General features: G+C 71.7%; 25 protein-coding genes and 2 tRNA genes. 5 read left to right on the plus strand and 22 right to left on the minus strand.

What is annotated here, in order from left to right:
• Positions 1-29: 29 nt before the first annotated feature.
• A complete protein-coding gene (locus KLP28_01290) occupies positions 30-749 on the plus strand; it encodes an IclR family transcriptional regulator (GenBank protein QWC85449.1) in 720 nt (239 codons plus the stop codon).
• Between the two features lie 37 nt (positions 750-786).
• On the opposite strand, the gene KLP28_01295 is transcribed toward KLP28_01290, so the two are convergent.
• Entirely contained in the window at positions 787-1,284 is a 498-nt protein-coding gene (locus tag KLP28_01295) for a methylated-DNA--[protein]-cysteine S-methyltransferase (GenBank protein ID QWC85450.1), read from the minus strand.
• Positions 1,281-3,443 (minus strand): helix-turn-helix domain-containing protein, encoded by a 2,163-nt coding sequence (locus tag KLP28_01300; GenBank protein QWC85451.1) that lies wholly within the window; start codon positions 3,441-3,443, stop codon positions 1,281-1,283. Before KLP28_01300 ends, KLP28_01295 begins: the two co-directional genes overlap by 4 nt.
• Between KLP28_01300 and KLP28_01305 the strand changes: the two genes are divergently transcribed.
• Both KLP28_01305 and cysK read left to right on the plus strand, forming a co-directional pair.
• Positions 3,411-3,848: a serine acetyltransferase gene (locus KLP28_01305; protein QWC85452.1), complete on the plus strand. Its 438-nt coding sequence runs from the start codon at positions 3,411-3,413 to the stop codon at positions 3,846-3,848. The genes KLP28_01300 and KLP28_01305 overlap by 33 nt on opposite strands.
• 68 nt (positions 3,849-3,916) lie before the next feature.
• Positions 3,917-4,849, plus strand: a complete 933-nt coding sequence (gene cysK, locus KLP28_01310) for a cysteine synthase A (protein ID QWC85453.1) — start codon at positions 3,917-3,919, stop codon at positions 4,847-4,849.
• Here the strand turns inward: cysK and KLP28_01315 are convergent.
• The 5 genes from KLP28_01315 to KLP28_01335 all read right to left on the minus strand — a co-directional run bounded on the left by KLP28_01315 (position 4,801) and on the right by KLP28_01335 (position 9,818).
• The gene (locus KLP28_01315; GenBank protein ID QWC85454.1) at positions 4,801-6,189 is read right to left on the minus strand and encodes a HAMP domain-containing histidine kinase; all 1,389 of its coding nucleotides are present in this window, start codon (positions 6,187-6,189) and stop codon (positions 4,801-4,803) included. The genes cysK and KLP28_01315 overlap by 49 nt on opposite strands.
• A 140-nt stretch (positions 6,190-6,329) precedes the next feature.
• Entirely contained in the window at positions 6,330-6,950 is a 621-nt protein-coding gene (locus KLP28_01320) for a TetR/AcrR family transcriptional regulator (GenBank protein ID QWC86724.1), read from the minus strand.
• Entirely contained in the window at positions 6,947-7,711 is a 765-nt protein-coding gene (locus KLP28_01325; GenBank protein QWC85455.1) for an SDR family oxidoreductase, read from the minus strand. The genes KLP28_01320 and KLP28_01325 overlap by 4 nt, the downstream gene beginning before the upstream one ends.
• Positions 7,712-7,727: 16 nt before the next feature.
• Positions 7,728-8,960 (minus strand): acyl-CoA dehydrogenase family protein, encoded by a 1,233-nt coding sequence (locus KLP28_01330; protein ID QWC85456.1) that lies wholly within the window; start codon positions 8,958-8,960, stop codon positions 7,728-7,730.
• Between the two features lie 48 nt (positions 8,961-9,008).
• The gene (locus KLP28_01335) at positions 9,009-9,818 is read right to left on the minus strand and encodes an SDR family oxidoreductase (protein QWC85457.1); all 810 of its coding nucleotides are present in this window, start codon (positions 9,816-9,818) and stop codon (positions 9,009-9,011) included.
• Between the two features lie 95 nt (positions 9,819-9,913).
• Between KLP28_01335 and KLP28_01340 the strand changes: the two genes are divergently transcribed.
• On the plus strand, positions 9,914-11,155 hold the full coding sequence (locus tag KLP28_01340) for an NAD(P)/FAD-dependent oxidoreductase (GenBank protein QWC85458.1): 1,242 nt from the start codon (positions 9,914-9,916) through the stop codon (positions 11,153-11,155).
• A 227-nt stretch (positions 11,156-11,382) separates the two neighbouring features.
• On the opposite strand, the gene KLP28_01345 is transcribed toward KLP28_01340, so the two are convergent.
• The 11 genes from KLP28_01345 to KLP28_01395 all read right to left on the minus strand — a co-directional run bounded on the left by KLP28_01345 (position 11,383) and on the right by KLP28_01395 (position 17,541).
• On the minus strand, positions 11,383-11,757 hold the full coding sequence (locus KLP28_01345) for a hypothetical protein (protein ID QWC85459.1): 375 nt from the start codon (positions 11,755-11,757) through the stop codon (positions 11,383-11,385).
• A gap of 27 nt (positions 11,758-11,784) precedes the next feature.
• A complete protein-coding gene (locus tag KLP28_01350) occupies positions 11,785-12,342 on the minus strand; it encodes a helix-turn-helix domain-containing protein (GenBank protein QWC85460.1) in 558 nt (185 codons plus the stop codon).
• Positions 12,343-12,427: 85 nt separating this feature from the next.
• Complete coding sequence (locus KLP28_01355) at positions 12,428-12,763, minus strand: hypothetical protein (protein ID QWC85461.1); 336 nt, start codon at positions 12,761-12,763, stop codon at positions 12,428-12,430.
• A complete protein-coding gene (locus tag KLP28_01360; protein ID QWC85462.1) occupies positions 12,760-12,957 on the minus strand; it encodes a hypothetical protein in 198 nt (65 codons plus the stop codon). Before KLP28_01360 ends, KLP28_01355 begins: the two co-directional genes overlap by 4 nt.
• A gap of 37 nt (positions 12,958-12,994) precedes the next feature.
• Positions 12,995-13,405 (minus strand): PIN domain nuclease, encoded by a 411-nt coding sequence (locus KLP28_01365; GenBank protein QWC85463.1) that lies wholly within the window; start codon positions 13,403-13,405, stop codon positions 12,995-12,997.
• Positions 13,396-13,617: an antitoxin gene (locus tag KLP28_01370; protein ID QWC85464.1), complete on the minus strand. Its 222-nt coding sequence runs from the start codon at positions 13,615-13,617 to the stop codon at positions 13,396-13,398. The genes KLP28_01365 and KLP28_01370 overlap by 10 nt, the downstream gene beginning before the upstream one ends.
• A 421-nt stretch (positions 13,618-14,038) precedes the next feature.
• Positions 14,039-14,111 (minus strand) — tRNA-Glu (locus KLP28_01375).
• Between the two features lie 57 nt (positions 14,112-14,168).
• Positions 14,169-14,240 (minus strand) — tRNA-Gln (locus KLP28_01380).
• Between the two features lie 29 nt (positions 14,241-14,269).
• Complete coding sequence (locus KLP28_01385; GenBank protein ID QWC85465.1) at positions 14,270-15,232, minus strand: CPBP family intramembrane metalloprotease; 963 nt, start codon at positions 15,230-15,232, stop codon at positions 14,270-14,272.
• Positions 15,233-15,254: 22 nt separating this feature from the next.
• On the minus strand, positions 15,255-16,748 hold the full coding sequence (locus KLP28_01390) for a glutamate--tRNA ligase (protein ID QWC85466.1): 1,494 nt from the start codon (positions 16,746-16,748) through the stop codon (positions 15,255-15,257).
• Positions 16,741-17,541: a fumarylacetoacetate hydrolase family protein gene (locus tag KLP28_01395; GenBank protein ID QWC85467.1), complete on the minus strand. Its 801-nt coding sequence runs from the start codon at positions 17,539-17,541 to the stop codon at positions 16,741-16,743. Before KLP28_01395 ends, KLP28_01390 begins: the two co-directional genes overlap by 8 nt.
• Before the next feature lie 27 nt (positions 17,542-17,568).
• On the opposite strand from KLP28_01395, the gene KLP28_01400 reads away from it, so the two are divergent.
• Positions 17,569-18,477: a 3-methyladenine DNA glycosylase gene (locus KLP28_01400; GenBank protein ID QWC85468.1), complete on the plus strand. Its 909-nt coding sequence runs from the start codon at positions 17,569-17,571 to the stop codon at positions 18,475-18,477.
• Positions 18,478-18,540: 63 nt separating this feature from the next.
• Here the strand turns inward: KLP28_01400 and KLP28_01405 are convergent, their stop codons facing one another.
• From KLP28_01405 to KLP28_01420, 4 genes are read right to left on the minus strand one after another with little or no spacing between them, the layout of a single operon-like run.
• Positions 18,541-18,858, minus strand: a complete 318-nt coding sequence (locus KLP28_01405) for a hypothetical protein (GenBank protein QWC85469.1) — start codon at positions 18,856-18,858, stop codon at positions 18,541-18,543.
• Positions 18,855-19,208: a QacE family quaternary ammonium compound efflux SMR transporter gene (locus KLP28_01410; GenBank protein QWC85470.1), complete on the minus strand. Its 354-nt coding sequence runs from the start codon at positions 19,206-19,208 to the stop codon at positions 18,855-18,857. Before KLP28_01410 ends, KLP28_01405 begins: the two co-directional genes overlap by 4 nt.
• A gap of 32 nt (positions 19,209-19,240) precedes the next feature.
• Positions 19,241-20,701, minus strand: a complete 1,461-nt coding sequence (locus tag KLP28_01415) for an amidase (protein ID QWC85471.1) — start codon at positions 20,699-20,701, stop codon at positions 19,241-19,243.
• Positions 20,698-21,732 (minus strand): hypothetical protein, encoded by a 1,035-nt coding sequence (locus KLP28_01420; GenBank protein QWC85472.1) that lies wholly within the window; start codon positions 21,730-21,732, stop codon positions 20,698-20,700. The genes KLP28_01415 and KLP28_01420 overlap by 4 nt, the downstream gene beginning before the upstream one ends.
• Between the last annotated feature and the right edge of the window lie 35 nt (positions 21,733-21,767).

The raw sequence follows: 21,767 nt of genomic DNA on the forward strand, positions 1-21,767 counted from the left end.
CTCAGGACCTGAGACGGCAATATCAGGTTATGGACAACTCTAGCGGAGTCGGGGTGCTCGACAAAGCCGCCCTCGTGCTGACGGCGTTGGAGTCCGGACCCTGCACGCTCGCGGCCCTGGTCTCCAGCACCGGACTGGCCCGGCCGACCGCGCACCGGCTGGCCGTGGCCCTCGAGCACCACCGCCTGGTCGCCCGTGACGTCCAGGGTCGGTTCATCCTCGGACCGCGGGTGCCGGAGCTCGCCGCGGCCGCCGGCGAGGACCGGCTGCTCGCGGCCGCGAACCCGGTGCTGGCCCGGCTGCGCGACATCACCGGCGAGTCCGCCCAGCTGTGGCGACGGCAGGGTGACGTCCGTGTCTGCGTCGCGGCCGCCGAGCGTCCCAGCGGCCTGCGCGACACCATCCCGGTCGGGTCGCAGATCTCCATGCGCGCCGGCTCGGCCGCACAGGTGCTCCTGGCCTGGGACGACCCCGAGCGGATCCAGCGCGGCCTGTCCAACGCCGCCTTCACCGCCGCCGCCCTCGCAGGCATCCGGCGCCGCGGCTGGGCCCAGTCCATCGGCGAGCGCGAGGCGGGCGTCGCCTCGGTGTCGGCCCCCGTACGCTCCGGCGGCGGCAAGGTCGTCGCCGCCGTCTCGGTCTCGGGCCCCCTGGAGCGGCTGACCCGGCAGCCCGGTCGGATGCACGCCCCCGCCGTGCTCGCCGCGGCCGAGCGGCTCGCCGACTCGCTGCGACGCTCGGGCGAGTAGCCGCAGCCGGAGCCGCGCCGCCGGCAGCGGATCTCGGTCACCCCAGCGGCGCCGGGGCCTCCCCCCGCTCGTGAGCGAGCAGCCACTGCTTGCGAGCGACGCCGCCGGCGTACCCCGTGATGCTCCCGTCGGCCCCGATCACCCGGTGGCAGGGCACGACCACCGGGAGCGGGTTGCGGCCGTTTGCCCCACCGACGGCGCGGGAGCCGTGCCCCGTGAGCCCGAGCGCACCTGCGAGCCGTCCGTACGAGGATGTCTCGCCGTACGCGATGCGACGCAGGTGCCCCCACACCTGGTGCTGGAAGGTCGTGCCGGCCAGCACGGTCAGCGGGAGGTCGAAGTCGCGGCGCTCCCCCGCGAAGTACTCCGCCAGCTGCGTGGCCGCGAGCCCGAGCACCTGCTCGTCGGCGGGACTGCTCGAGCTGTCGCCGACGACCGGGGCATCGGCGTCGACGAAGACCACCGCGTTGAGGCGGGCGTCGCTGACCTCCAGGCGCAGCGGTCCGATCGGGCTGTCGACGGTGCGGGTGCTCACGGGTTCTCCTGGGGTCGGGGCCGGGCGGTGGTCGGGCGGGCGGCAGTGGTCGGACGGGCAGCAGTGGCGTGGGAGGCGGGCGCGAGGTCGAGGGTGCCCCACAGCTGCATCACGGCGTACGAGCGCCACGGCCGCCAGGTCTCGACCCGTCGCGCGGCGGCCGCCGGGTCCTCACCGAGGGACGCCAGCACCTTCTTGACCGCGAGGTCGCCCGGCAGGAACACGTCCGGGTCACCGAGTGCTCGCATCGCGACGTAGTCGGCCGTCCAGGGCCCGATGCCCCGCAGCGCGAGGAGGCTCTCGCGCACCTCCTCGCGGGGTCGGCTGCGGTCGAGGGCGACCTCGCCCGCCGCGAGGGCCTCGCACAGGCCTACGAGCGCCCGGGCCCGGGCCTTGACCATGGGGAAGCTCTCCGGGTCCGCGGCGGCGAGCGCGGCCGCTGAGGGGAAGAGCCGGTCGGGTCCGTCCGGCGTGGGCAGTCCGGGTTCGCCGTACGCCGCGGTGAGCCGTCCCGCCAGCGTGATCGCGCCGGCCATGGAGACCTGCTGGCCGAGCACCGTGCGGACGGCCGCCTCGTCGCCGTCGGGGCTGCCGGGCAGCCGGCGGCCCGGGGCCGCCGCGACGAGCGGTGCGAGCAGCGGGTCACCGCCGAGATCGGCGTCGATGCGGACGGGGTCGGCGTCGGCGTCCAGGATGCGGCGTACGCGCTCCAGCGCCGGTCCGAGGTCGCGCAGGTCGCTCAGCCGCAGCCGGCACGACACCCGCCCCGTGCGATCGGCGTCGTCGAGCTCGAGCCGCACCAGGCCCGGACCCTGGGGCAGACGCAGGGTGCGCGCGTACCAGCCGGGTCCGGCGTCCTCGACGTCCTCGACCAGGTGGGCCGCGAGGAAGACCCACAGCTCGTGCGCGGCGAACGGCAGCCGCACCGGGAGATCGAGACGCAGCTCGGGCACGTCGCCCGTGACCTCGCCGCCCGCTCCTCGCGGCCGTCGCGCTCGCAGCTCACCGGGGGTGGCGTCGTACGCCGCCCGCACGGTCTCGTTGAACTGCCGGACACTTCCGAACCCGGCCGCGTACGCCACGTCCGTGACCGGCAGGTCGGTGGTCTCGAGCAGCAGCCGGGCCGTGTGCGCGCGACGGGCCCGCGCGAGTTGCAGGGGGCCTGCTCCTAGCCGCTCGGTCAGCACCCGGCCGAGATGTCTGCTCGAGTAGCCGAGCCGCTCGGCCAGGCCTTCGACGCCGTCGCGGTCGACCACGCCGTCGTTGACGAGGCGTACGGCCCGCCCCGCCACGTCCCCCGCCACGTCCCACGCGGGAGACCCCGGGACGGCGTCCGGTCGGCACCGGCGGCAGGCGCGGAAGCCGGCCTCCTGCGCGGCGGCCGCGGTGGGGTGGAAGCTCACGCCGTCGGGACGCGGCGTGCGAGCCGGGCACGAGGGTCGGCAGTAGATGCCGGTGGAGTGCACCCCGGTCCAGAAGACGCCGTCGAAGCGGGCGTCACGACCGAGGACGGCGCGGTAGCGCGGGTCCTCGCTCGTGCCTGCCTCGGTGCTCACGCGACCATCCTGACGTCTCCACGCCAGAGCGGCTGGCGGGAATCGGACGCGGCAGGGTCGGGGGCTCGGGGGGCATGACGGGCTCGGCGTACCGTCGCAGCCGTGAACGACTCCGCTTCCGACTCCGGTGACAAGGCCGCGGCGACACTGCGGCTCTCCGACGACCTGGTGCAGCGCATCTGCGCCGATCGCGCGGCGTACGCGCTGCCCACGCAGCTGCCGGACGTGGCCGAACGCGTGCTCCACGCCTACCTCGCGCTGCTGTTCCCCCACTACACCCGGGACGCGGGCTGCCGGGCGGGTGAGGTCGACGCCGACGTCCGTGTGCTCGTCGACCTGCTCGAGGAGGCCCTGGCGCTGCCGGGTCTGGACCACGAGCCGCGTGACCTCGTGGCGGGGGTGCTGGACGCCCTGCCCGACATCCGCAGCGCGCTGCTGCTCGACGCCGAGCAGACGGCGGCCGGCGACCCCGCGGCCGAGGGAGTCGACGAGGTGATCCTCAGCTATCCGGGCTTCTTCGCGACCGCCGTGCACCGGTTGGCCCACCACCTCTACGGCGAGGGCGTCCCCGTGCTGCCCCGGCTGCTCGGCGAGATCGCCCATCGCGCCACCGGCATCGACATCCATCCGGGCGCACGCATCGGAGCGCGCTTCGCGATCGACCACGGAACCGGCGTCGTCATCGGGGAGACGTGCGTGATCGGCGACCGCGTACGCATCTACCAGGGCGTCACCCTCGGTGCCCTCGTGGTCGAGAAGTCGATGCACTCGGAGAAGCGGCACCCCACCGTGGAGGACGACGTCGTCGTCTACTCCGGAGCCACGATCCTCGGCGGCGACACCGTCATCGGCGCCGGCTCGCGCATCGGCGGCAACGTGTGGCTCACCCGTAGCGTCCCGGCCGGGTCCTTCGTGGCGACGAGCGCGGGCGTCGACAAGCGGCGATCCCGCAGCGGCTCGGGTGCCGGCGGGGAAGAAAGCGGACCGCCACTGGAGTTCCACATCTAGTCCCCCGGGTACGACTCCGAGGGAGCCGCACCGAAGCGCTCAGCAGCGAGACGAAGCAGGAGACCGCAGTGAAGTTCGACAGCATCCTCGAGACCATCGGCGACACCCCCCACGTGAAGCTCAGCCGGCTCTTCGGCGACCGCGTGGACGTCTGGCTCAAGCTCGAGCGGCAGAACCCGGGTGGATCCATCAAGGACCGCATCGGGTTGGCGATGATCGAGGCCGCGGAGGCCGACGGGCGGTTGAAGCCCGGCGGCGAGATCGTCGAGCCGACCAGCGGCAACACCGGCATCGGCCTGGCGATGGCCTCGGCCGTCAAGGGCTACCCGATCACCCTCGTGATGCCCGAGTCGATGTCGATCGAGCGACGCAAGCTGATGGCGGCGTACGGCGCGAAGCTCGAGCTCACGCCCAAGGAGGAGGGCATGAAGGGCGCGATCGCGAAGGCCGAGCAGCTCATCGCCGAGCGTGACGGCGCCTGGATGCCCCAGCAGTTCGAGAACCCCGCGAACGTCGAGGTGCACAAGCGCACCACCGCCAAGGAGATCGCCGCGGACTTCCCCGACGGCATCGACTACATGATCACCGGCGTCGGCACCGGCGGGCACATCACGGGTGCCTCCGAGGCGCTGAAGGAGAGCTTCCCGGACCTGAAGACGTACGCCGTGGAGCCCGCGAAGTCGCCGGTCATCTCCGGCGGCGACCCCGGCCCGCACAAGCTGCAGGGCATCGGCGCGGGCTTCGTCCCGGCCAACCTGCACACCGACACCCTCGACGGCACCATCCAGGTCAGCGAGGAGGACGCGTTCGGCTACGTGCAGCGCCTCGCCCGCACCGAGGGCATCCTCGTCGGCCCGTCCTCGGGCGCGACGCTCGCCGCGGTGGCGCAGAAGCTCCCCGACCTCGAGGACGGCGCGACGGTGCTGGCGTTCTGCTACGACACCGGCGAGCGCTACCTCTCGATCGAAGGGCTCTTCGACGCCGCAGGCGCCGAGGGCTGAGACGCGGGCCCGGCGGCGGTCGACCGCTGCCTGGGGTCGGGCACTCCGAAGGTGTGGTTGGCCGCGGGCAGCGTCACGACGAAGCACGCGCCGCCGGACGCGGTCACCTCGTAGCGCACGTCCCCACCGTTGCCGAGCGTCAGCTCACGCACGATGTGGAGGCCGAGCCCGGTCCCGCGGACGCTGCTGGAGCGTGCCTGGTCGGCGCGTGACCAGCGCTCGAAGAGCTGGGGCACGAACTCGGTCGGCACGCCTGGTCCGGAGTCGCACACGCGCAGCTCGACCAGGGTGCCGGCGGGTGCCACGGAGACCTCCAGCGGGAGTGCCCCGTACTTGACCGCGTTGGTCAGCAGGTTCGCGACGATCTGTCGCAACTGACCGCGGTCGACGTACGCCGTGCTGGGCGAGAGTGCCAGCTCGATGGAATCCGCGTCGTCGGGAAGCGTCGACTCGACGATCTCCCGCACCAGCGCGGGCATCTCCACCGCGGTGGGCGTCGGCGCGAACCCGTCGGTGTCGAGGGCGGCGAGGGTGAGCGTCTCGGAGAGCATCTGGTCCAGCGTGCGTCCGGCTGTCGTCATCTTGTCGACGAACGAGCGGCGGGAGTCCTCGTCGATCTCCTCCCACGAGTCCAGCAGCATGTCTCCGTAGCCGGAGACGATCGCGACCGGCGTACGCAGGTCGTGCGACATCATCGCGAGCAGGTCGGCGACCTGCCCGTTGGCCTCCTCGAGACCCGCGCGGGCCGCCTCGGCGTCACGCAGCGACCTGCGTTCGGCGTCGAGGGCGTTCTCGTTGACCTTCCAGTACGTCAGGCACGCCACGGCCTCGGCGAGCACGAACCCGCCGTGGATGCCGGCGAAGAGCAGCGGGTGCTCGATGGCGAGGGGGTGGTTGTAGACCATCTCCGGCATCCAGAGACCCATGATCGCGTGGTGGGCGAGCACGTACCCGAGTCCGACGAGGTACGGCGTCCACGACTGGTACATCGCGACCACCGCGATGACGACGAAGAAATGGAAGTGCACCTCGATCAGGCCGTTGAAGAGATGGATGAGCAGCGCGGTGCTCACCAGCAGACTCCCGGTCACCGCGGTGGCGCGTGTCTGCTGGGAGCCGAACGAGCCGGCCAGGGCCAGCAGCGCCGTGGTCACCAGACCTGCGGTCGCGACCGGGTCGGCGATCCCCTCCAGCGACATGATGAGCGAGCACACCGGCACGTGCAGCCACGCGAAGACCGAGATCCCGCGGTGCCGTGCCGCCCACACCTCGGGCGGTAGCCCGCCGCCGCGGGGGAGGAAGCGCCACCAGGAGCGGTGGCGGCTGCTCTCGGCGTCCATCTGCTCCCTCGCGGTGTCTCGTCCTGGGCGGACACCCTGCTGACGTCGAGGACGGAGCTCGCAGCGGTGGTCCGGCCCTCCGAAACTAGAGAGCGCAAAGGGTTGCGCACCGCGGTTCAGACCAGGTCGCGGGTAAAGAATCAGCCCCGATCCAGGCCGAGCGCGTTTGCCCACAGCAGCGTGCACGTCTCGACCAGCTGGTCGACGGTCCAGTCGGCGCCGAGGCCGAAGGCCGAGTAGGCGAGCCGGCTGACCATGCTGGACAGCGCCGTCGCGGTCATCACCGGGTCCAGCCGCGCATCGGCCAGCCCGCGTCGTTGCAGGCGCTCGATGCTCCGGGCGTTGCGCCGGATGAAGGCGTCGCCACGCTCCAGCCGCTGTGCGCGGAAGTCGGCATCGATGGTCGCGACCTGCTCCTGCAGCACCATGAGCCGTGCGTTGCGACGGTAGGCCTCGAGGTAGGCCCGAGTGCTCGCCTCGATCACCGCGACGGGGTCGTCGGTGTCCTCGACGTGGGCCTCCCCCGGGTGCAGCATGTCCTCGCGGGCGGCGTCGAGCACCGCCGCGAAGACCTCTTCCTTGCCGGCGAACCAGGTGTAGAACGTGCCCGTCGCGACACCGGCCTCGGCGGCGATGTCGACCAGTCGCGCCGCGAGGTACCCGTCGCGCTCGAACACGGTGCGTGCGGCCGCGACGAGGGACGAGCGCGTACGAGCCCCTCGCGCCGTGGTCGGTGCCGCGCCCGAGTCGGTCGTGCTCAGGAGTCCTCCCCCGACTGCCGACCGATCAGCTGGCCACCGTCGATGACGAGCGTCTCGCCGGTGATCCACGCCGCGGCGTCGGAGGCGAGGAAGAGGATCGCCGAGGCGACGTCGTTGGGCTCGCCGATGCGGCCCAGCGGCGTACGCCCCGCCACCGCGGCCTCGTGGTCGCGCCAGAGCGCCTCGGCCAGGCGGGTGCGCACGACCCCGGGGGCGACCGCGTTGACGCGTACGCCGGGCCCGAGCTCGACGGTCAGGTGCCGCGTCAGGTGCACGAGCGCCGCCTTCGAGGCGTGGTAGACCGCGAGGTCGGGGTCGACGGCGTACGCGCCGAGCGACGCGTTGTTGACGACCGAGCCGCCGTGCTCGCCCATCCACGCCTCGACGACGAGCTGGGTCCAGCGCAGGGGTGCCCAGAGGTTGACGTCCATTGTCTTGGCGACGCGGGCGTGGTCCTGACCCATGAGCGGCCCGTACGCCGGGTTGGTGCCGGCGTTGTTGACCAGCACGTCGATGCGGCCGAAGCGCTCCATCACCTGCGCGACACAGGCGCGGGACGCGTCGTCGTCGGCCGCGTGGGCGGCGATTCCCACCGCCCGCTCCCCCACCGAGGCGGCGGCCTCGTCGGCGGACTCCTGCGACCGCGAGGTGAGCACGACGTGGGCGCCGGCCTCGTGCAGCGCCTCGGCGGTGGCGAGCCCGATGCCGCGCGAGGCGCCGGTGACGATCGCGACGCGGTCGGTGAGGTCGGTGCCTCTCATGACCCGCTCAGCCCCCTCACTTCTTCTTCCACTGCGGGTCGATGCGGCGCAGCTCGCCGCGCGCGATGGTGCGCTTGTGCACCTCGTCCGGTCCGTCCGCGAGACGCAGCGTGCGCAGGTGGGCGTAGAAGCTGGCGAGCGGGAAGTCGTCGCTGACGCCGCCCCCGCCGTGCACCTGGATCGCGCGGTCGATGATCTTCAGCGCGATCTGCGGTGCGGCCACCTTGATGGCGGCGATCTCCGTACGCGCCTGCTTGTTGCCGACGGTGTCCATCAGCCAGGCCGTCTTCATCGTGAGCAGGCGGATCATCTCGATGTCGATGCGCGCCTCGGCGATCCAGTCCTGGATGTTGGCGTTGTCGGCGACCGGCTTGCCGAAGGTGGTGCGCCGCTGCGAGCGCTCGATCATCAGGTCGAGGGCGCGCTCGGCCATGCCGATGGTGCGCATGCAGTGGTGGATGCGGCCGGGGCCGAGGCGGGACTGGGCGATCGTGAACCCGTCGCCCTCGCCGGCGAGCAGGGCGGTGCGCGGCACGCGTACGTCCTCGAACAGCACCTCGGCGTGGCCCTCACGGTCCTGGTAGCCGAAGACCGGCAGACCGCGCACGATGGTGATGCCCGGGGTGTCGATCGGCACGACCATCATCGACTGCTGGCGGTGGGTGGGGGCTTGAGGATCGGTCTTGCCCATCACGATGAGCACACGGCAGTTGGCGTGCAGCGCGTTCGACGCCCACCACTTGCGCCCGTTGAGCACGTAGTCGTCGCCGTCGGGGGTCATGCGCAGCTGCACGTTGGTGGCGTCGGAGCTGGCGACGTCGGGCTCGGTCATGCAGAAGGCGGAGGCGATCTCACCGGCGAGCAGCGGCTTGAGCCACTTCTGCTTGTGCTCGTCGGTGCCGAAGAGCTGGAGCACCTCCATGTTGCCGGTGTCGGGGGCGTTGCAGTTGATCGCCTCGGGGGCGAGCTCGGGGCTGCGACCGGTGATCTCGGCGAGCGGGGCGTAGTCGAGGTTCGACAGGCCCGGCGAGCCCCACTCGGCGTTCTCGTGGGGGTGGAACAGGTTCCACAGGCCGCGGCTCTTCGCCTCGGCCTTGAGCTCCTCGAGCACCGCGGGGTGGTGGTTCGGGTTGCCCGACTCCGCCATCTGCTGGTGGTAGGTCGCTTCGGCCGGGTAGACGTGGGCGTCCATGAAGTCCTGGAGCTTCTCCTGGTACTCCACGGAACGGGCGCTGGGGGCGAAGTCCATCTGGTGTCTCCTGTACGTCGGTCGTGCCGGGGGTGTGGGAGCTCGGCGTCAGCCGAGCGAGTCCTGGTAGCGCGCCATGCCGGCGAGCCAGCGGTCGTAGTCGCCGGCCTTGCGGCGGAAGAACTCGAGCACCTCGGGGTGGGGCAGCACGAGGAAGCGCTCCTCGCCCAGGGCCTCGACGACGACGTCGGCCACGTCGAGCGGCTCGAGCACGTCACCCGCGTCGGTGACCGCCCGGGCGCTGCGGCGGGCGTTGTCGTCAGCGGAGTCCGAGCCGCCGGTCAGCAGGTCGGTGTTCACGCCCATGGGGCACAGGCAGCTCACCGTGACGCCGCGGTGGGCGTACGTGACCCGCAGCCACTCGGCGAAGGCGACGGCCGCGTGCTTGCTGACCGAGTACGTCGGCGAGCCGATCTGCGTGAGCAGGCCGGCCGCCGAGGCGGTGCTCAGGAAGTAGCCGCGGCCCCGCTCGACCCAGCCGGGCACCAGCAGGCGGGCGGCGCGGACGTGGGCCATGACGTTGACGCCCAGGGCGGTCTCCCAGTCCTCGTCGGGCGCCTCGAGACCCTGGCCGAGGCCGACGCCGGCGTTGGCGACGTACAGGTCGACGGGCCCGAAGCGCTCCTGCGCGAGCTCGATCGACGCCCGGATGTGGCTCTCGTCGCTGCAGTCACCCGCGAGGCCGGCCACGCGCCCGTCCGCGTACGCCTCGAGCGCGGCGACGCTCGCGTCCAACCGCGCTCCGTCGAGGTCGGTGACCACGACACTGCCGCCGTGCTCCAGCAGGCGCTGGGCGATGGCGGCGCCGATGCCGCCGGCGGCACCGGTGACGACGGCGACAGTTCCCTGGATCTCCATGTCGCGGAGCTTAAGGTGAATCCGGATTCAGATTCAACTGTGTCGGCGGGTGAGGTCCCCGATCGCCGGTCACGCTCGATGGGTACGGGCCCGTCATGACACAGGACTCGACACGCACGCAGGACGACGCGGACGAGCGCGAGACGTACGGGCTGCTCGTCGTGGGAGGCGGCCCCGCCGCCCTGGAGGCGGCCCGGGCCTACCGCGACGCCGGCGGCGGTGGACCCGTGCACCTGGTGTCCGCCGACGAGCACCCGCCGTACGCGCGACCGCCGCTGAGCAAGGACCACCTGCGTGGCGAGACCGCGCCCGAGGAGACCCAGCTGGAGGACGCGTCGTTCTACCGTGACCAGGGCATCGATCTGAGGCTCGGAACCCGTGTGGAGGCGATCGACCCGGACGGTGGACGTGCCACGGGGCAAGGCCTCGACCTGCGCTTCGACGTCGCCGTGCTGGCCACCGGCAGCGACCCGGTCCCGCTCCCGGTCCCGGGTGGTGAGGATCCGGGACTGTTCCTGCTGCGCTCCCGACGTCAGGGCGAGGATCTCCGCGCGGCGGTCGCCGCCGAGGGTCGCCGCAGTGCCGTCGTGGTCGGCTCGGGCTTCATCGGCTGCGAGGCGGCAGCGTCGCTGGCCCACCTGGGTCTCGAGGTCACGCTGGTCAGCGACGAGTCCACCCCGCAGGAGAAGCGGCTGGGGTCGTACGCCGCCGGCAGGATCGCGGACTGGCTCAGCGGCGCCGGCGTGCGGCTCGAGCTGGGCCGCGCTGTGACGGAGTTCCCGGATGCCACCTCGGTGCGCACCGAGGACGGCGCGACGCACCGTGGCGACGTCGTCCTCGTCGCGGCCGGGGTGCAGCCGGCCGCCGCGCTGGCCGAGGACGCGGGGCTCACCTGTGAGGACGGCATGGTCGTCGTCGACTCCGCGATGCGCACGAGCCACCCGCGGGTGCTGGCCGCGGGTGATGTGGCCCTGGCGCACAACGACGCCGCCGGACGTCGTGTGGCCGTCGAGCACTGGGGCGACGCGATGACCCAGGGCGAGGTCGCGGGAGCGACGGCGGCGGGACGCACGGTCACGTGGGACCAGGCGCCGGGCTTCTGGAGCGAGATCGGGGACCACACCCTGAAGTACTCGGCGTGGGGCGACGGCTGGGACGACGTGCGCGTGGACGAGGGAGGGTCGGATGCGGAGGGCGCCTTCGCGGTCTGGTACCTGGCCGGGGACACCGTGGTCGGGGTGCTGGCGCACGAGCGCGACGATGCGTACGAGACCGGCCAGGACCTCGTACGCCGCCGCGCGGGCGTCGAGGAGCTGCCGATCACCGGCGGAGCGTGACCCTCTCGCAGGGAAGCCCTCGAGAACGACAGAAGGGCCTGAACAGCGGGCTTGCACTGCGGCGCTACCGCCTTGAGAGGCCGTTCGAGGGGTCGACGGAGGATGACGGTCAGTGACGGGTGGCGATGAACGTGCTGGTCAGACCCAGTTTCGAGTGTTGGTGACCGTTGGTCGCAGACGACCGACAGCGGACCTCCTGCGTCCAATCCGTGTCCAATTTTCAACTCTCAGACCGCGAAAGTCCCGGTTGATCGAGCTGCTCGGCCCAGGTCTCGGACCAGGAGGTAGACATCTGCGAAGTCGCGCGCCTCGGCGCGATCGAAGAGGGCCAGGAGCTTCCGCCCGGCGAGCTCGAGCGGCGCCGGAGTGGGACCCAGAACCGTGAGGGTGGGCCGTGCGAGCGGAGATGAGTTGACAGCGAGGTCGATCAGGGTGCCCTCCTCCGCACGAAGGACCACCATCCGGCAGCACGTCGGACCGTCATGGATCAGCTGCACCTCCATGCCACGCGATCTCAGCTCCCGCACGAAGTCGTCCCTCGCCGCAGTGACCGACTCGATGCCGGTGGCGAACAGGTCCAGGTCCGCGGTCGGGCGGTCCACCAGACCCGAGGCCACCTGACTCGTCGCTCACGCGACTTGCTCGCTGTTTGCACGAGATCGTCCACCGCGGGAGTCGCTGGCGGTTGCGTTCGTGACGACCGGGTCCCAGGCGGCCCGCACCGACCGAGGAATGGCGAGCTCTTCCCACAGATCGATTAGCAACGCGCCGTCCACGTAGCTGAGCACGTCGTGCGGGACACCCTCACGCAGGACGACCTCGTACACCCGAGCGCGCTGACGACGGTCACGGAGGTCGTAGGTTCGGCCGCCATCTGACCAGTTCAGGTGCAGTGGCAGCACCACCGTCCCCATCGCTCGACGCACCGGCAACCTCGGTAAGGCGGTCGGCACCCACACGTCGCGTCCGCGACCGACCGGCACGCGCTCGAACTCGATCACCGGACTCACATCGAACTCGTGACCTGCTGCAGCGATGATGCGCGACGCCGTCTCCAACGTCGGAGACTTCCGCCCACGCTCGTAGGCCGACACCGTCGGACGCGACGTGCCCGCCAGGTCAGCCAACTCCCCCTGCGAAAGGCCCGCATCGATCCTTGCGCGTGCGATCAGGCTGTCGTGACCCATGAGCGCATGGTATCCGATCGGATACATCTCAGCGGGTCATTTTGAGACTCCGACCCGCGGGCATCCGTCGCCGCGGACACCTCGGTCAGCAAGCTACCGGCGCCATGTTCTGACCTTGGGCGCCGACGATGAGCGCGACGCCCATGGTCAGGGTCAGGCGCACGCCACTGACTCCGAGGAACGCGATCGTGCCCGACAGTGCCAGCCGCTTGCTGTCGTCGACCACGCCATGATTCCGGGCCAGCGAGTGCAGCAGCGCAGCCGCCAGGTCCTCCAGAGAGGCGTACGCGTCCTCACCGAACGCCGTCGCGCGCGGCCGCGCGAGCGCCGACTCCGACAACCCGACATCCCGGACCTCCAAACCGGGGCCGATCGCCCGGGCCGCCACGTGCAGCAGCTCGGACAGGCTCGGGTGGATCACCGACCGAGCCGCTCCAGCGCCTCGGCGTACCGTGGCAGCTCCTCATCCAGGACCCGGTCCAGCAGCTCCGCCCGACTGTGCGCCTCGACGTACTCACGCACCGCCCGCCTAGCGACCTCCTGCATCGAGCGCGAATCCAGCTGCGCACGTCGAGGCAGCGCCTCGGCCTCGTCATCGCTCGACCGCAGAGTCATCGCACGGGCGTCGATGAGGGACTGTCCGACGATCGGATCAGCCTCGGAGCCGTTCGCAAGGTTGACCAGTGATCTGGGCGACGAGGTCGAAGTCCTTGTCGAGGTGCAGAACAGCGAGGCCAGCGAGCTCAGCTGTTGCCGCGATGAGGAGGTCGGGAATCGACGGGGCGCGATGTTGGCTTCGGGCGGCGAGCAGGTGTTGCACCTCGAGCGCACGATCCTCGATCGCCGGCGTCAGGTACTCCACGGGCATGGCTGACAGAGGCGGGGTGCTGAACGCCGTGCGAGCTTGAGCGGCGTTCCGCGCCGAGAAGCCGATCTCGAGGCGCGTCACCGTCGTGATCCTGACGAGCCCGCGACCGATCCGGTTGGCCCACTCGTCCGCATCAGGACTCTCGCCAAGTCTCACCAGGGCGGACTTGTCGATGAGCCAGTGGGTCAACGCCACGCCGCAGCCATGACCTCGGGGTCGACCAGGTCAGCGAAGGTGTCGGAAAAGGTCTTCAGATCATCGCGCGAGACGCCGTCGCTGGAGACGCTGGCGTCGGCCGTCAGCCGACGACGGATGTACTGCGCGCGCGAGAGACCCAGGCGCGCGGCGTGGGCATCCACACCGGCCAGGACCTCGTCGGGAATGTCACGGACCAACACGTCGGCCATCTGGACCCACCTCTCCATCTGATATCTAACGATATCAGGCTGCGCCGGGATGTGCCGCAAACCGAACCACTGCCGACAACCGCCGGTCACGCTGTCGGTGATCTCCGCGATGCCGCCGTGGTCACCCGGACGTACCGGCTCCTCGTCCTGTTCCCGACTTACCGAAGAGCGCGGTGCGGCCAGGCAGCCGCCCTTCGCGTCAGGCGTGTCACGATCGCCGAGGTCGGTCGCGCCGGCACGGCTCGGCGCCGGCGCCGGCGCGGAGCCTGCTCGCGATCACGTCGGGGCACCTGGTGGGGATCAAATGACCAGAGCCGCCATCAGACCCAGGGCGGTTCAACGTCCAACTCCCCCATCTGGGCCAGAAACGACTGAGGGCCCGAACAGCGTCCCCGCTGGTCAGGCCCACAATTCGGATCTGTACCCCCGACCGGATTCGAACCGGCGCTACCGCCTTGAGAGGGCGGCGTGCTAGGCCACTACACAACGGGGGCCCGAGTGCTCCTCGAGCGTGTCGCACACGCTAGTGCACGAGCTCCTCGGAGCATTCGCTGGGGTACTAGGACTCGAACCTAGACTAACTGGACCAGAACCAGTCGGGCTGCCAATTACCCCATACCCCAAGGGTGTCCGGCTGCTGGGCTTCAGCCCCTCAACCGAGGGTTGACTCTACAGGGCGTGCCTCGGCCCGGCCAATCCGGGGTGTCCGCGCGGCGACGTCCTGGGCGCGGGTGATGCGTACGACCAGCGCCAGGAAGACCAGCGACTGCACGAGCGTGATCGGGAGGTTCCACCAGGAGACCTCCGAGACCGTCAGCGCGCTGCCCAGCTCACCGGTGACCAGCGCCAGGCCCAGCGCCAGGAGGTTGTTCAGCACGTGCATCGCCAGCGCGGCCTCGAGCCCGCCGGTGACCACGACGGTGATGCCGGCGACGATCCCGAAGGCGAACCGGTCGGCCAGCAGCGGCAGGTTCTGCTGTCCGTGCACCGCGGCGAAGGCGGCGGCCGTCACGAGCACCGCGAACCAGCTGCTGCGGCCCAACGCGCCGAGTGCCTGCATTAGGTAGCCGCGGAAGATGTACTCCTCCCCCGCGGCCTGCAGCGGGGTGCTCAGCAGCAGCACGAGCACGAAGGCCAGGGTCGAGCCTGCTGTGCTGCCGGCGACCTCACCGCCTGCCCCTCCACTGCTCATGACCTCCTCGGGCAGCAGGAAGCTCGCGCCCAGCGTCACCAGCAACGTCAGAGCCGCGGCGCCGGTGTACCAGCCGAGCAGCCGCCACCGGATGCGTCCCACGACCGAGCTGGCGAAGCCGATCGCGAGACCGTGGACGACGCGTACGCAGAACCACGCCGCCGGGATGCCGGCCGCGAGCGAGAGGTTCAGGGCGAGCAGGAACGACGGCGTGACCGTCGGTGAGCTGCTGCCGTAGTCGCTGAAGGCCTCGACGAAGCCGCGCGGGTCGAACGCCGCGCCCACGAGCAGCGCCACGAGGCTGACGACGAGCATGAACACCGCGACGAGCGGGATCGCGAGCACAGGCTTCCACCACGCGTACGACGGCCCGCGCAGCAGCTGGGTGAAGTCGGCGTCAGGGGCTGGGGACGTGGTGGCCACGCCTCCAGCCCACCACAGGCCCCTAGCGGGCCGAGGCCAAACGACGCAGGCTTGACTCGCGACCGAGCAGCTCGAGCGACTCGAACAGTGGCGGCGAGACGCGGCGGCCGGTCACGGCACACCGCACCGGGCCGAACGCGACGCGCGGCTTGAGCCCGCGCTCCTCGATGAGCGCCGTGCGCAGCGCCTCCTCGATCGCGGGCGTCGTCCACTCGGACAGCGACTCCAGCGCGTCGTGGGCGGCGCCCGCCACCTCGCGACCGTTCTCATCGAGCAGCTTCGCCGCATCCGTCGCGTCGACCGTGAAGTCGTCGTCGGTGACGAACAGGAACCCGAGCATGTCGACCGCCTCGGTCAGCTTGCCCATGCGCTCCTGCACCAGCGGCACCGCCGTCGCCAAGGTCTCGCGCTGCGCCCCGCTGGGCTCGGACGGCAGCACCCCGCCGTCAGCCAGCACCGGCACCAGCCGGTCGGCGAGGTCGTCGGCGCTGAGCATGCGTACGTGGTCGCCGTTGATGGCCTCGCACTTCTTGATGTCGAAGCGGGCCGGGTTCGGGTTCACGCGCGAGATCTCGAACGCCTCGACCATCTCGGCGAGGGTGAAGACGTCACGGTCCTCGCTGATCGACCAGCCGAGGAGCGCGAGGTAGTTGAGCAGCCCCTCGGGCAGGAAGCCCACGTCGCGGTAGCCCAGCAGCGAGGCCTCAGGGTCACGCTTGGAGAGCTTCTTGTTGCCCTGCCCCATGACGTACGGGAGGTGACCGAACGCGGGCAGAGGCCCGTCGACCACGCCGATCTCGCGCAGCGCGTGGTGCAGCGCGATCTGCCGCGGGGTGGAGCTCAGCAGGTCCTCGCCGCGCAGCACGTGCGTGATGCCCATCAGGGCGTCGTCGACCGGGTTCACCAGCGTGTAGAGCGGGTGACCGTTGGCGCGTACGAGCGCGTAGTCGGGCACGTTGTCGGCACCGAAGGTGATCTCGCCGCGGACGAGGTCGTCGAACGTGGTGTCGACCTCGGGCATCTTGAAGCGCAGCACGGGCTTGCGGCCGTCCGCCTCGTACGTCGCCACCTCGTCGGCGGTCAGGTCACGGCAGTGACCGTCGTACCCCGGCGCCCGTCCCTCAGCGCGAGCCTGCGCGTTGCGGGCGTCGAGCTCCTCGGTCGAGCAGTAGCAGTGGTACGCCCTGCCCGCCTCGTGCAGCTTCGCCGCGACGTCGGCGTAGGTGTCCATGCGCTCGCTCTGACGGTAGGGACCGTGCGGGCCGCCGACCTCGGGGCCCTCGTCCCAGTCGAGCCCCAGCCACCGCATGACCTCGAGCAGCGTGTTGTAGGACTCCTGGGAGTCGCGCGAGGCGTCGGTGTCCTCGATGCGGAAGACGAACGTGCCGCCGTGGTGGCGGGCGAAGGCCCAGTTGAACAGCGCCGTGCGCGCCAGACCGACGTGCGGGCTGCCGGTGGGGCTCGGGCAGAAGCGGACGCGGACGTCCGTGCCGGAGACGGGAGCAGGGTCAGTCACGGGAGGTCACCTTGTTGGTCAGGGAGCCGATGCCGGCGATCGAGACCTCGACCTCGTCACCGACGTTCATGGGGCCGACACCCGCGGGGGTGCCGGTGAGGATCAGGTCGCCGGGCAGCAGCGTCATCACCGAGGAGACGTACGCGATCAGGCTCGGCACGTCGTGGATCAGGTCGGCGGTGGTGCCGTCCTGCACGAGGTCGCCCTCGAGGTAGGTCTGGATGCGTGCGTCGGAGATGTCGAGCTCGGTCTGGATCCACGGTCCGATCGGGCAGAACGAGTCGAAGCCCTTGGCACGCGACCACTGTCCGTCGCTCTTCTGCAGGTCGCGAGCCGTCACGTCGTTGGCGATCGTGTAGCCGAAGATCACGTCGGCCGCCCGCTCGGCGGGCACGTCGCGGCAGATGCGACCGATGACGACGGCCAGCTCGCCCTCGTAGTCGACCTGCTGCGACTGACGCGGGTAGAAGATCGGGTCGCCGGGGCCCACCACGGCGGTGTTCGGCTTGAGGAACATCAACGGCTCGCTCGGCGCCTCGCCACCCATCTCGGCCGCATGGTCGGCGTAGTTCTTGCCGATCGCGACGACCTTGCTGCGCGGGATCACCGGCGCCAGGAGCTTCACCCCCGAGAGCCGGAACGTCTCCCCCGACGGGTGGAACCCGACGTGCAGCGGGTCTCCTGCGAGACCGATGACCTGGGAGTCCTCGTCGGGCTGGCCGTGCTCGTCGACCTCGCCCTCGACGATGCCGTAGAGGGGCTCCTCACCTGCGGTGAACCTGGCGATACGCACCTGGCCGAGCCTACCTACGCTGACGGGGTGCCTCTCGACCGCCCGCCTGCGCCCACCAGGCTCCCGCGCGAGGAGTGGCGTACGCGCCGCGCCGCCCACGAGGCGCGCGTCGACGTCTGGCTCGAGCCCCACCTCGAGCGGCGCCGTCGCGGCGAGAAGCACCCGGTGATGGACTTCCTCTTCGACTACTACGCACACCGCCCCGCGCAGCTGCGGACGTGGGCGCCGGGGTGGGACGTCGCCTTGGAGTGGGATCACAGCGTTGACGGCCCGGTGCCGAAGCACCACGTGCTGGTCGACGGCTGGTGCGTCGTCGACCCCGGACTGCTGGGACGCCGTGAGGTGCTCGTGACGACGCTGCGGCGTCTGCTCGCCGCGACCGCGTCGCGACCGGCGCAGCTGGGGTGCCTGGGCCTGCACGAGTGGGCGATGGTCTACCGCACCCTCCCCGGGCAGCAGCGGCACGAGGCGTGGCCGCTGCGGCTGGGCCACGACGGCACCGACGAGGTCGTGGAGTCCCACCAGCTGACCTGCACGCACTTCGACGCGTTCCGCTTCTTCACCGAGCCGGCCGTGCCCCGCAACCGGCACTTGCCCCGGGCCGAGGACCGGGAGGCGTACGAGCAGCCGGGCTGCCTGCACGCCGGCATGGACCTCTACAAGCACGCCTTCCGGCTCTGGCCGCTGGTCTCCAGCGATCTGGTGGCGGACTGCTTCGAGCTGGCCCGCGAGATCCGGGTGCTCGACATGGAGGCGTCGCCGTACGACCTGGCCGACCTCGGCCACTCCCCCGTGCGCATCGAGACCCCTGAGGGCAAGCGGGCGTACGTCGAGCGTCAGCGCGACTTGAGCGAGCGCGGCGCCCCGTTGCGCCGGCGGCTGCTCGACGCGTGTCGCATGCTCGAGTCGCAGTCCGCGTCGCGGGCCCGGGCGTGACCGGTGCGTGCGGCACCCCGGAGACCCGATCGAGGTGCCGTACGCACCGGTGAAGCCGACGCACTAACCCGTCTGCAGCGCGATCAGACCGAGCAGCACCAGGGCGAGCCCGAGCACCTGTCGCCGGCTGAGGCGGTCGCCGAAGAAGCCGACACCGCCGATCGCCGCGAAGGCGATGCCTGCTCCCGTCCACAGCGAGTACGCCACCGCCAGCGGGATGCCGGCCTCGATCGCGAGGCTCACGGGCAGGACGGACCCCACGAGCCCGACGTACGCACCCACCGCGAGAGCCCGCCGCGACATTCCCGCCGACGCCCTGAGCGCAGCCAGACCGCCGCACTGCAGCACGATGCCGACGAGGAGCCATCCCTGACCGCTCATGCGCGATCCACCTGCAGGAGGACCGCTCCCGTCCCGAGCACCAGGATGCCGATCACGTGCACCACGCTCAGCCGGTCGTCGAATGCGACCGCGCTCAACAGCGTCGCGGCCACCAGGCCCGAGGCGGTGATGGTCCCGTACGCGACCCCGAGGCTCATGCCGCGGCCGAGCACGCGTCCGAAGATCGCGATGCTGGCCCCGTAGAGAAGCACGACACCGAGCGTGAACACCGGCCTCGTGAGACCTTCCGAGAGTCGCAGGGATGCCGTGCCCGCGACTTCGCCCGCGACCGCCGCAGTCAAGAGCAACCACGTGGGGAGTCGTGCGGCACCGGAGCGGTCAGCGGTCATGCCGTGACGCTAGTGCGCGTCGCTGCTCGGTCTCACCAGCAGGGTGGGTGGACGTCCTTCCAGACCTGACCGTCGTTGGCGTAGGCCTGCTCGACCCGCCCGGCCAGCGCGAACAGGCCCGCGTCGTCGGCCGGGCGCCCGGCGAGCATGGCCCCGACCGGCAGGCCCGCGTCGGTCCGGTGCACGGGCAGGGAGACGGCCGGCAGGCCGCAGACGTTCCACAGCGACGTCCACGGCGTGAACCGCTTCTGCGCCTCGAAGTCGGCCTCGGGGTCCGCGTCGTCGCGGATCGCCCCGACGGGCAGCGGCGGCTGGGACAGGGTCGGGGTCAGCACCGCGTCGAACGGGTCGAGCGCCGTGATCGCGGCGGCCGCGTGCGTACGCACCCCGCTCACGGCCTGGCTGTACTCCACCCCCGAGACCGCCTGACCACGCTCGGCCAGCCACCTCGTCAGGGGCCGCAGCAGGTGACGACGGTCCTCGGGCACCAGCGTGAGCACCGAGGCGGCACCGACGGCCCAGACGGTCTCGAAGGTCGCGACCGCGTCGGCCCCCAGCGGCGCGTCGATCTCGACCACCTCGTGGCCGAGCTGCTCCAGCACCTGAGTGAGGTCGTCGTACGCGTGCAGGCAGTCAGGGTGCACCTCGGTCTGCGCGACCACCGGGGTGGCGAAGCGCGCGATGCGCAGTCGACGGGGACGCCGCTCGAGCTCCTCGCACGCCTCGAGGAACGACACCGCCGGTGCGGGTGCCCAGCTCGGGTCGCCGAGAGCCGGACCGGCGATCACGTCGAGGAAGGCGGCCGCGTCGCGCACCGTCCGTGCCAGCGGGCCGATCGCCGCCAACGACGACCCGTCACCGCGCATCGGCGCCGAGGTGACCCGCCCTCGGCTCGGCTTGAACCCGACCAGCCCGCAGCACGAGGCAGGGATGCGGATCGAGCCGCCACCGTCGCTGCCCAGCGCGACCGGCACGAGTCCCGCCGCGACCGCCGCCGCGGCGCCGCCCGAGGACCCACCCGCCATGCGCGTCGTGTCGTACGGGGTCACCGCCGGCGGCTGACCCTCGGGCTCGGTGTAGCAGGGCAGCCCGACCTCGGGCGTCGAGGTCTTGCCCAGGCTCGGCAACCCGGCGCGCTCCAGCCGCAGCACGACCTCGTCGGAGTGGTCGGGCACCGTGCCGGCGAACGCCGGGGAGCCGAACGACGTCTCGACCCCCGCGGTGGCGTGCAGGTCCTTGATCGCCGTCGGCACGCCGTGCAGCGGTCCGCGTCCCGCGGATCCGCCCTGCGCGATCTCGGCTGCGCGAGCCCGCGCCTGCTCCGTGGTGGGCGTGACGACGGCCCCGAGCTCCGAGCCGAGCCTCTCGACGCGATCGGCGAAGTGGGCCGACACCTCCTGCGCGCCGACGTCGCCCGCGGCGATCGCCGCGCCGAGCTCGAGGGCGGTCAGGTCGTGCAGCCGGTCGCCGACCGGGCCGTCGATGGAGGTCATCTCACCCAGCGTGCATGCTTGCCGACCACAGGTCCAGGAGCCTTCGGGAGCCGACCGACCGGACGCAGCGCACGGTGGTGCCTGGCCACCCACTCGCTGAGCCGCCGATTCGCCCGCACCGAGGCCTCGCGCGTCGGTGAACCCATCGTGGCAGCCCCGATGAGGCGTACGCGCCCTTGCTCCCGAGGGCCCGTACGCAGCGGCACGGCGATCACCAGGTTGTAGCCGGCGGCGGTGGTGAACCCGGTCTTGCCCTGGGCGCGGGGATACCGCTCGAGGTAGGCGTTCGTGCGCGTGATGGTCTCCTTCGGACCGCCGACCGGGCCGAACCGCGCGGAGGGACGCCGCAGGTGCTTCTCCACCCCCCGGGTCGACTGCGCGGCCCGCAGCAGCACGAGCAGGTCGCGCGGGCTGGTGCCGTTGCCGGGTGCGGTGAGCCCGTGCGGGTTGACCGCCCGGGTGCTGGTGAGCCCCAGCGAGGACGCGCGACGGTTCATGGCGCGGAGGAACCCGCGCCGACCCCGGGGGTGCGCGCCCGCGAGCGCCTGCGCGGCGTCGTTGGCGCTGGGGAGCAGGAGCGCGTCCAGCAGCGACCCGCGACCGTACCGACGGCCGGGCCGGAGCCCCACGCACACGCACGTGGCCCGCGCCTCGGTGCGCGTCACGCGGTGGGGCGGGTCGATCGGCACCGTCCTGACCGCCGTCAGCGCCGTCAGGAGCTTCAGTGTCGAGGCGGGCTGTCGAGCGGTCCGCGGACGATGCACCGCGAGCAGCCGCCCGGTGTCGAGGTCGGTCACGGCCCAGCCTGCGGCGCGTACGCGGGGCGGCGTCAGCCAGCGCGGCGCCCGGTAGGTGGTGCGCCGGGTCGTCCGCTGCCGCGCCGAGACGCCCGCTTGGCGCGCCGACGGTTCAGCGGTCGTCACGCTGCGTGCCGGTGGCTCCTCGACGGTCCGCGTGGCGCCGTGACCGGCTGCGGGGAGGAGGGCGAGCACGGTCGCGCACCCGGCGAGCAAGGCAGCTGGTCGTCGCACCGGACCCATCATGCCTCCGCCGGTCCGTTCGTGGG

Source organism: Nocardioidaceae bacterium (assembly GCA_018672315.1).
Lineage (GTDB): Bacteria > Actinomycetota > Actinomycetes > Propionibacteriales > Nocardioidaceae > TYQ2.

Coding starts and splice junctions, on each gene's coding strand:
- KLP28_01290 (QWC85449.1), top strand. CDS start 30: ATGGACAACTCTAGCGGAGTCGGGGTGCTCGACAAAGCCGCCCTCGTG.
- KLP28_01300 (QWC85451.1), bottom strand. CDS start 3,443: ATGGGCGATCTCGCCGAGCAGCCGGGGCAGCACGGGGACGCCCTCGCC.
- KLP28_01315 (QWC85454.1), bottom strand. CDS start 6,189: ATGGACGCCGAGAGCAGCCGCCACCGCTCCTGGTGGCGCTTCCTCCCC.
- KLP28_01325 (QWC85455.1), bottom strand. CDS start 7,711: ATGAGAGGCACCGACCTCACCGACCGCGTCGCGATCGTCACCGGCGCC.
- KLP28_01330 (QWC85456.1), bottom strand. CDS start 8,960: ATGGACTTCGCCCCCAGCGCCCGTTCCGTGGAGTACCAGGAGAAGCTC.
- KLP28_01335 (QWC85457.1), bottom strand. CDS start 9,818: ATGGAGATCCAGGGAACTGTCGCCGTCGTCACCGGTGCCGCCGGCGGC.
- KLP28_01340 (QWC85458.1), top strand. CDS start 9,914: ATGACACAGGACTCGACACGCACGCAGGACGACGCGGACGAGCGCGAG.
- KLP28_01350 (QWC85460.1), bottom strand. CDS start 12,342: ATGGGTCACGACAGCCTGATCGCACGCGCAAGGATCGATGCGGGCCTT.
- KLP28_01360 (QWC85462.1), bottom strand. CDS start 12,957: ATGACTCTGCGGTCGAGCGATGACGAGGCCGAGGCGCTGCCTCGACGT.
- KLP28_01370 (QWC85464.1), bottom strand. CDS start 13,617: ATGGCCGACGTGTTGGTCCGTGACATTCCCGACGAGGTCCTGGCCGGT.
- KLP28_01405 (QWC85469.1), bottom strand. CDS start 18,858: ATGAGCGGTCAGGGATGGCTCCTCGTCGGCATCGTGCTGCAGTGCGGC.
- KLP28_01410 (QWC85470.1), bottom strand. CDS start 19,208: ATGACCGCTGACCGCTCCGGTGCCGCACGACTCCCCACGTGGTTGCTC.
- KLP28_01415 (QWC85471.1), bottom strand. CDS start 20,701: ATGACCTCCATCGACGGCCCGGTCGGCGACCGGCTGCACGACCTGACC.